This window comes from Gemmatimonas sp. (assembly GCF_027531815.1).
In the GTDB taxonomy this organism is placed as follows: domain Bacteria; phylum Gemmatimonadota; class Gemmatimonadetes; order Gemmatimonadales; family Gemmatimonadaceae; genus Gemmatimonas.
Map to the genome: position 1 here is coordinate 1 of NZ_JAPZSK010000022.1, position 8,418 is coordinate 8,418.

9 protein-coding genes are annotated in these 8,418 nt (G+C 68.7%); 8 read left to right on the forward strand and 1 reads right to left on the reverse strand.

Going from position 1 to position 8,418, the window contains the following annotated elements; all coding sequences use genetic code 11:
* Positions 1–186: 186 nt before the first annotated feature.
* Positions 187–2,151 carry an acetate--CoA ligase gene (acs, locus tag O9271_RS18140; RefSeq protein WP_298272898.1) on the reverse strand — a complete coding sequence of 655 codons (1,965 nt, stop codon included), beginning with the start codon at positions 2,149–2,151 and terminating at the stop codon, positions 187–189.
* Positions 2,152–2,273: 122 nt separating this feature from the next.
* Here acs and O9271_RS18145 point away from each other — a divergent pair, with 122 nt between their 5' ends.
* The 8 genes from O9271_RS18145 (at position 2,274) to O9271_RS18180 (ending at position 8,232) form a co-directional block, all read left to right on the forward strand.
* Positions 2,274–3,062, forward strand: a complete 789-nt coding sequence (locus tag O9271_RS18145; RefSeq protein WP_298272901.1) for an ABC transporter ATP-binding protein — start codon at positions 2,274–2,276, stop codon at positions 3,060–3,062.
* A complete protein-coding gene (locus tag O9271_RS18150; protein ID WP_298272904.1) occupies positions 3,059–3,790 on the forward strand; it encodes a heme exporter protein CcmB in 732 nt (243 codons plus the stop codon). Before O9271_RS18145 ends, O9271_RS18150 begins: the two co-directional genes overlap by 4 nt.
* A 5-nt stretch (positions 3,791–3,795) precedes the next feature.
* Complete coding sequence (ccsA, locus tag O9271_RS18155) at positions 3,796–4,509, forward strand: cytochrome c biogenesis protein CcsA (RefSeq protein ID WP_298272906.1); 714 nt, start codon at positions 3,796–3,798, stop codon at positions 4,507–4,509.
* Positions 4,506–4,688 carry a hypothetical protein gene (locus O9271_RS18160; RefSeq protein ID WP_298272909.1) on the forward strand — a complete coding sequence of 61 codons (183 nt, stop codon included), beginning with the start codon at positions 4,506–4,508 and terminating at the stop codon, positions 4,686–4,688. Before ccsA ends, O9271_RS18160 begins: the two co-directional genes overlap by 4 nt.
* Before the next feature lie 13 nt (positions 4,689–4,701).
* Positions 4,702–5,511, forward strand: coding sequence for a uroporphyrinogen-III synthase (locus O9271_RS18165; protein WP_298272912.1), 810 nt, complete (start codon positions 4,702–4,704; stop codon positions 5,509–5,511).
* A gap of 143 nt (positions 5,512–5,654) precedes the next feature.
* Positions 5,655–6,641, forward strand: coding sequence for a hydroxymethylbilane synthase (gene hemC, locus O9271_RS18170; protein WP_298272914.1), 987 nt, complete (start codon positions 5,655–5,657; stop codon positions 6,639–6,641).
* A 47-nt stretch (positions 6,642–6,688) separates the two neighbouring features.
* Complete coding sequence (gene hemB / locus O9271_RS18175) at positions 6,689–7,672, forward strand: porphobilinogen synthase (RefSeq protein WP_343213943.1); 984 nt, start codon at positions 6,689–6,691, stop codon at positions 7,670–7,672.
* Between the two features lie 20 nt (positions 7,673–7,692).
* Positions 7,693–8,232, forward strand: coding sequence for an inorganic diphosphatase (locus O9271_RS18180; RefSeq protein ID WP_298272918.1), 540 nt, complete (start codon positions 7,693–7,695; stop codon positions 8,230–8,232).
* Positions 8,233–8,418: the final 186 nt, after the last annotated feature.

Consider the following 8,418-nt stretch of genomic DNA (forward strand, 5'->3'; position numbering starts at 1 on the left):
GGGGGGGGGGGGGGGGGCCGGGGGGGGGGGGCGAGGGGGCCGGGGGGCGCTGAGGTCTGCCGCCCCGTGCGAAAGACGGAAAGCCACACACCCCCACCCACCCCCCAACCCCCCCGGGCCCCGGTCAGTTTACTTCCGCCCCCCCCCAACCCACGGGGCCCCCCCGCGGGGCCCCCCGCACTCCACTCACGACTCCTGCGCCTCGTACTGTTCCTTCAGCCCGGCAACAACCGAAGGGTCCGCCAGCGTGGTCGTGTCCCCCAGCGCCCGCCCCTCGGCAATATCGCGCAGCAGCCGCCGCATGATCTTGCCGCTGCGGGTCTTGGGCAGGTCGGCGCTGAACAGAATGTCATCCGGCCGCGCCAGCGCGCCGATCTTGAGCGCCACATGCTCGCGCAGTTCGTCGCGCAGGGCGCTGCTCTGCGTGAACCCCGCGCGCAGCGTCACGAACGCGGCAATGGCCTGCCCCTTGAGGTCGTGGTGCTTGCCCACGACCGCCGCTTCGGCCACCGCGGGGTGGTCCACCAGCGCACTCTCCACCTCCATGGTGCCAATGCGATGCCCGGCCACGTTGAGCACGTCGTCCACGCGCCCCAGAATCCACAGGTACCCGTCGTCGTCGCGCTTGGCGCCGTCGCCGGGGAAGTAAAGATCCGGACGCCCGGGCCACTTGCTGAAGTAGGTGTCCACGTAGCGCTGGTCGTCGCCCCAGATGGTGCGCAGCATGCTCGGCCAGGGGTGCGTGATGGCCAGCAGCCCGCCCCCCTGCGTGACCTCGTTGGCGTTGCTGTCGAGCAGCGTGGCCGTGATGCCGGGGAAGGGCACGGTGGCACTCCCCGGCTTGGTGTGCGTGACCCCCGGCAGCGGCGTGATCATGATGGAGCCCGTCTCGGTCTGCCACCACGTGTCCACGATCGGGCAGCGTTCCTGGCCGATCACGCGGTGATACCACATCCACGCCTCGGGGTTGATGGGCTCCCCCACGCTCCCCAGCAACCGCAGCTGCGACAAGTCGTGCTTCTCCACGTGCTGCGCGCCCCACTTCATGAACGCGCGAATGGCGGTGGGCGCCGTGTAGAAGATCGTCACACCATAGCGCTCGCAGAGCTGCCAGAACCGGTCCTTGTCGGGCCAGTCGGGCGCGCCCTCGTACACCACGCAGGTGGCGCCGTTGGCGAGCGGCCCGTAGGTGAGATACGTGTGCCCCGTGATCCAGCCGATGTCGGCGGTGCACCAGTACACGTCTTCGTCCTTGAGGTCGAACACGTACTTGGTGGTGGCCATCGCGCCGGTGAGATAGCCGCCGGTAGTGTGCACGATGCCCTTGGGCTTGCCCGTCGTGCCGCTCGTGTAGAGGATGAACAGCACGTCTTCGGCGCTCATCGCCTCGGGCTCGCAGTACGTGGGCACCTCCCGCTTGAGCCGGTGCCACCAGTGGTCGCGCCCGTCCTGCATTTCGGCGAACGTTTCGTCGCCCACCCCGCTGCGCCGGCGCATCACCACGAGCACGTGCTCGATGGTGGGGCACGCCTTCAGCGCCTCGTCGGCGTTGCGCTTGAGCGGCACCGTCTGGCCGCGCCGATAGCCGCCATCGGCGGTGATGAGCACCTTGCAGCCGCAGTCGTTGATGCGGTCGCGCAGCGAGTCGGGGGAGAAGCCGCCGAACACCACCGTATGAACGGCCCCGATGCGCGCGCACGCCAGCATGGCCACGACCGCTTCGGCAATCATGGGCAGGTAGATCGCCACGCGATCGCCCTTGGTCACGCCCAGTTGCTTGAGCATGTTCGCCGCGAGGTTCACTTCGCGGTACAGGTCCCAGTAGGTCCACGTGCGGCGGTCCCCCGGCTCCCCCTCCCAGATGAGCGCGGCCTTGTTGCGCCGCGGGCCGTGAATGTGCCGGTCCACGCAGTTCACGCTCACGTTGAGCGTGCCGCCGCTGAACCACTTGGCGTGCGGCGGCGTCCACTCGCACACCGTGTCCCACGGCGTCATCCACTCCAGCGTGCCCGCCTCGCGCGCCCAGAACGCGTGGGGCGACACGGACGCCTCGTCGTGCAGGCGCGAGTCGCGCACGTGCGCCTCGGCCTGGAATTCGAGCGGGGGCGGGAACGTACGGGTTTCCTGCAGCAGGACGTCGATATCGCTCATGAGCCTGTGACCGGCGCGGCCGGTGGTGGGGAATGCGGCGTTCGTGCGGGGTGTGGCCGTACACCGCCCCGACTACCCAGACGTACGTCGCGGGGCACGGCCTGTTCCGCTAATGTAGAGCGATGCCGATCCCTCACGAAACCGGTGCGACAGCTGTCGTGCGTGCGGCCACCGGTTCCGCCCTGCCGCATCCGCCGGCGGCCGTCGAGGCCGAGGGGCTGGTACGGGCGTTCGGGGGACGAAAGGCGGTCAATGGCATCTCGCTGACGCTGGCCGACGGTGACTGCCTGGCGCTCTTCGGCCCCAACGGCGCTGGCAAGACCACGCTGTTGCGGCTGCTGGGCGGGCTGCTCAAGCCCACGAGGGGAACCACGAAGCTGCACGGGGTGCCCCTGCCGGGGCCATCGGAGACGCGCCGCCTGGTAGGGCTCATCAGCCACCACTCCATGCTCTACCCGGCACTCACCGTGCGCGAGAACGTGCGCTTCGCCGCCGAGTGCCAGGGGGTGGTAAACGCCGACACGGCCACCAGCGACGTGCTGCGCCGCCTTCGGGTGCTCGATCGCGAGCATCAGCCGGTGCGCTTTCTCAGTCGCGGGCTGCAGCAGCGCGTGAGCATTGCCCGGGCGCTGGTGCATGCGCCGCGGCTGGTGCTGCTCGACGAACCGTACACGGGACTCGACGAAGTGGGGGCGCTGGCGTTCACCGACGCCCTGCGCGAACTCAAGGCAGGCGGGGCCACGCTGGTGCTGGTGACGCACAATCTGGTGGAGGGCATTGCGCTGGCCACGCGCGCGGTGATCATGCGCCAGGGCACGTTCGTGCACGATGAACCCACGCCGCCCGGCGGTTTCGATCTGGCGGAGTTTCAGGGGCGGTATCGGGCACTGGTGCACGAGGGGTTGGCGTGAGCGAACCGGTGTCGCGCACGGGACGAACCGTGACCGCAGGGCACCGGGCGCCGGCGTTCGTGGCCGACGCGCTGCGCATTGCCGGCAAGGACCTCCGCATCGAGTTCCGCACGCGCAGTGCGTTTCTCGCGGCCACCGTGTTTGCCGTGCTCGCCGTGGTGATCTTCCGGTTCACGTGGGATCCCACCGCCATCCCGGCGTTCGACCTCGCGCCGGGGGTGCTCTGGGTGATCTTCACCTTTTCCGGGCTGCTGGGGCTGAACCGGTCGTTCGGGCTCGAGCTCTCCGACCGCGCGTACGACGGGCTCCTGGCCAGCCAGGTGAGCCGCGAAAGCATCTTCGTGGGAAAGGTTCTGGCCAATCTGGTGTTCGTAAGTGGGGTCCAGGCGCTGGCGCTTCCGGCGGTGGCGCTGTTCTTCGATCTTCAGGTGGGGAGCGCGTGGGGGGTGCTCATTGGCATCGTGCTCTGCGCGTCGCTGGGACTCGCCGCCGTGGGCACGCTGTTCGCCGCCATCGCGAGCAACACGCGACTGGCCGAGCTGCTGCTCCCCATGATGACGTTGCCGTTCTTCGTGCCGCTGGTGATCCCGGCGGCACAGACCTCGGCGTACATCCTTCGCGGTCAGCCGCTCGAGGATGCGATGCCCTGGTTCAAGCTGTTGCTCGCGTTCGACCTGGTCTTCGTGACGGCGTGCATCGTCGTCTTTCCGTACACGATCGAGGAGTAGTGCACATGGCGACTTCGGCCGCCACCATCACCCCGGACAAGATGCCGGAGGTCAAGCCGGTCGACGGCTTCCTCGCCCTTGCCCTCGTTGCGGTGCTCGCGGTCTGCGTGCGCGCGATCTGGTTCACGCCGGTCGATGCCATGCTGGGCGCGGCCCAGAAGATTTTCTACGTGCACGTGCCATCGGCCATCATGGGGTTGTACGTGGCCTGCGGGCTGCTCGCGGTGTCGAGCATTGGCTACCTGTGGATCAAGGACGAGCGACTCGATCGGCTGGCGGAGGCCAGCGCCGAAGTCGGGCTGCTGTTCATGGGCATCGTGCTGGCCACGGGACCGGTGTGGGCGCGCACCAGCTGGGGCACCTGGTGGGTGTGGGAGGCGCGCATCACCAGCACGCTCTTTCTGTGGCTCCTCGTGCTCGGCTACCTGGTCCTCCGCGGCGCCGTGGAGAGCCCGGAAAACCGCGCGCGCCTCTCGGCGGTCATGGGGTCGCTGGCCGCGCTGCTGGTGCCGTTCATCCATCTCACGGTGAAGCTGTTTCGCGGCATGCACCCCGGTCCGGTGGTGCTGAAGCCGGAGAAGCCGTCGTTGCCCCCCGAAATGCTGGCCACGTTCCTCATGGCGCTCGCCGCATTCGCGCTGCTGTTCTTTGCGCTGCTGCGTGTGCGGTTCCGCTGGGCCACGCTGCGTGATGCGCGCGCGGCGCTGGAGGCCGCGTGAGCGCGGGGCTGTTCGCGCCGCGCGTTGCGGTCCAGGACACCGTGGCGTACGTGGCCAAACGCGAGGGGCCGCCGGCAACGGAGTCCTACATGTGGGCCGGGTATGTCATCACGGTGGGGACCCTGCTCGCCTATCTCGTGCTCATGGCGCGCCGTATCGCCAAGACAAAGCAGGGCTGAGGGAGGACGCAGGGTGCAGGGAGCGGGAGGCAGGGCGCAGGCGCCGCTTGGCGAGTTGCTGCGTGGCGTGCGTATCGCCGTTACGCGCGCCGGTGAGCGCGGCGGGCCGCTGGCCGCGGCGCTGCGCCGCGTGGGCGCCACCGTGCACGAGATTCCGCTCACGCGCATCGAAACGCTCGACCTCGCGCCGCTTCACGCGGCCGTGGGTCGGCTTGCCGACTACGACTGGATTCTGCTCACCAGCGTGAACGCGGTCGAACACCTCGCGCGTGTGGTGAACGAGCGCGGTGCCGACGCCGCCATGGCGACCCGCCGCCTGGCCGTGGTCGGCACCGCCACCGCGCAGGCCTGTGACGCGCAAGGCTGGCGGGCTCCCACGGTGCAGCCGGAGAAGATGCAGGCCGAAGGGATGCTCGACCTCATGGCCGAACGCAGTGACATCGAGGGGGCGCGCATGCTGTATCCCTCTGCCGCCGGCGCCCGCGATGTGCTTCCCGAGGGGCTGCGTGCTCTGGGAGCCACGGTGGACGTGGTGCCCTGCTACCGCAGTGGTGCCGATCCTGACGGGCAGGCCACGGTGCGCCAGCTGGTCGCGGCGGGGGAGCTCGATCTGGTCACCGTTGCCGCGCCCAGTGCCGTGGACTCGCTGCTCGACGCGCTGCCGCCGGAGCACGCGAGCCGGTTGCCGGTGGCGGCCATCGGGCCGGTCACGGCGCGCGCGGCGCGGGTGGCGGGCTTTCCGGTGAAGGTGGAAAGCACGGCGGCGACGATGGAGGGGTGGGTGAAGGCGATCGTGGCGGCCTATCGCGGCGGGTCGAACTGAGAACTGAAGACCTTTACTGACTACTAGAAACTCCCCCGGAAAACGCGCGATGTCCGGGGGAGTTTCTAGTCTTTAGTCATAGTACTCAGCCCTCAGATTCCCCTCCTCTGTGCCTCAGGGCCTCTGTGCCTCTATCTTTAGGGATGACCGGTCCACTCCGCATAGGAACCCGCAGCTCCGAACTCGCCCTCTTCCAGGCGCGCCAGACCGCCTCACTGTTGGCGGCGCTTGGCGTCGAATCGGAGCTCGTGACATACACCACCATCGGTGATCGCATTCTCGACAAGCCGCTGGCGGCCATCGGCGAGAAGGGGCTGTTCACCGCTGAACTCGAGGCCGACCTGCTCGCCGGTCGTACCGATTGTGCGGTGCATTCGCTCAAGGACCTGCCCACCGCCGATCCCGAGGGATTGATTGTGGTGGCGCTGCTCGAGCGCGAGGACCCGCGCGATGCGTTCGTGACGCGCCCCGGTATCGCGGCCACCAGCCTCGCCGAGTTGCCGGAAGGCGCCAAGGTGGGCACCAGCTCCCTGCGTCGTCGCGCGCAGCTGCGCGCGCTGCGCCCGGATCTCGAGGTGTGCGAGCTGCGAGGCAACGTGGGCACGCGCCTGCGCAAGATCGATGACGGGCAGGTGGATGCGGCGCTGCTCGCCGCGGCCGGGCTGCGCCGTCTCGGCCTCGGGCATCGCATCGTGTCGCTGCTCGATGCGCCCGACTGGCTTGGTGCACCGGGGCAGGGGGCCATCGCCGTGCAGGCGCGCGCGCACGACGCGGCCATGCTGGCCATCCTGCGCCAGCTCGATCACGCCGCCACGCGCCTCAGCGTCACCGCCGAACGCGCGCTGCTGGCGACGCTCGAGGGGGGCTGTCAGGTGCCCATTGGCGCGGCCACGCTGCACGAGGCGGAGTACGGTCTCATGCTGCACGGGCTGGTGGCGAGTGTGGACGGCTCCAGCGTGGTGCGTGGCGGGCTCCCCATCAACGTGCACGATCCCGCAGCCAGCGGACGTGAGCTCGCGCACCAGCTGCATGCGGCCGGCGGGGCGGGCATCCTCGAGGAGCTGCGCGCTGCGCCGCCGCATCCGGCGCGCGCACCGCGTGCCGAGTCCCTTCCGGAGGTCTCCCAGTGAGCGACGGCAGCTTCAGCGTGGAAGCGTTCGACCCCGCCGCCTTCGGCATGACGCGTCCCAACCCGGTACGCCTGCGGCGGCTGCGTCGCACCGAAGCCATTCGACGCGCGGTGCGCGAGACGCGACTCGATCCGGCGCAGTTCATCTGGCCGCTCTTCGTGCGTTCCGGGGAGGGGCTGCGCCAGCCCATTGGCAGCATGCCCGGCGTATATCAGACGAGCGTAGACGAACTGCTGAACGACGCGCAGAAGGCAGTGGACGCGAAGATCGGAGGCATCCTGCTGTTCGGTATTCCCGACACGAAGGATGCCATTGGCAGCTCGGCGTGGGACCCGCACGGCCCCGTGGTGAAAGCCGTGCGCGCGGTGAAGCAGGCGTTCCCGCAGCTGCTCGTGATCACCGACGTGTGCATGTGCGAGTACACCGATCACGGACATTGCGGTGTGCTCACCGGCGATGGCGACGTGGACAACGACGCCACGCTGCTGCTGCTCGCCAAGGAGGCCATTGCGCACGCCGAGGCCGGGGCCGACATGGTCGCGCCGAGCGACATGATGGATCACCGCATCGGGCATCTGCGGGAGGCGCTCGACGATGAGGGGTACTCGCACGTGCCCATCATGAGCTATGCGGCCAAGTACGCGTCGGCCTTTTACGGGCCGTTCCGCGAGGCGGCCGAGAGCACGCCCACCTTTGGTGATCGCCGCAGCTACCAGATGGATCCGGCGAACGCCCGCGAAGCGTTGCGTGAGGTACGGCAGGATGTGGAGGAGGGCGCCGACATTCTGATGGTGAAGCCGGCCGGCGCGTATCTCGACATCATCGCGGCCGTGAAGCGTGACACCGGACTCCCGCTCTGCGCCTATCAGGTGAGCGGCGAGTACTCCATGATCAAGGCCGCGGCCGAACGCGGGTGGATCGATGGTGAACGGGCGATGATGGAATCGCTCGTGGCCATCGCGCGCGCCGGCGCCGATCTCATCATCACCTATTTCGCCATCGACGCGGCCGCCGTGCTGGCGCGGCGTTGAATCATCCCGGAGTACGCCGCATGCTGCACAATCCCTGGCACGACATTGCCCCGGGCTACGCGCCGCCGGAGCAGGTCACGGCCATTATCGAGATCCCGTCGGGTTCGCGCAACAAGTACGAGCTGGACAAGGAAACCGGGCACTTCAAGCTCGATCGCGTGCTGTATTCCGCCGTGCACTACCCCGGCGACTACGGCTTCATTCCGCGCACGCTGCACGAAGACGGCGACCCGCTCGACGTGCTGGTGAAGATCAATGAGCCCACGTTTCCGGGGTGCCAGATCAATGCGCGTCCCATCGGGGTGCTCATGATGCTCGACAAGGGTGAGCCCGACGACAAGATCCTGGCGGTCCCGGCAGACGATCCGTACTACTCGGACGTCTTCGATATTGCCGATCTGTCGCCGCACTACCTCAAGGAGGTCGAGCACTTCTTCCAGATCTACAAGGATCTCGAGGGGAAGCGCATGGAGATCATGGGGTGGCGCAAGAGCGAGGCGGCGATGGAGATCGTGATGGAGTCGATCGCGCGCTATGCGCTCAAGTACGCCGTGGAGTAGGGGGCTGGGTCGTAGCTGGGTCGTAGCTGGGTCGTTCCTGGCGATGGCGCCCGCCCCCTTCACGCCATGCACACCCTGCGCGCGTTGCTTCGGGGGTGGCCGAGGCGCTCGCGCGCCCGGCGTCACCCCCTCAGAGACGCGCTACGGGCGGCATGGCGCGCCGGGGGCTGACACTCGTGTGCCGCG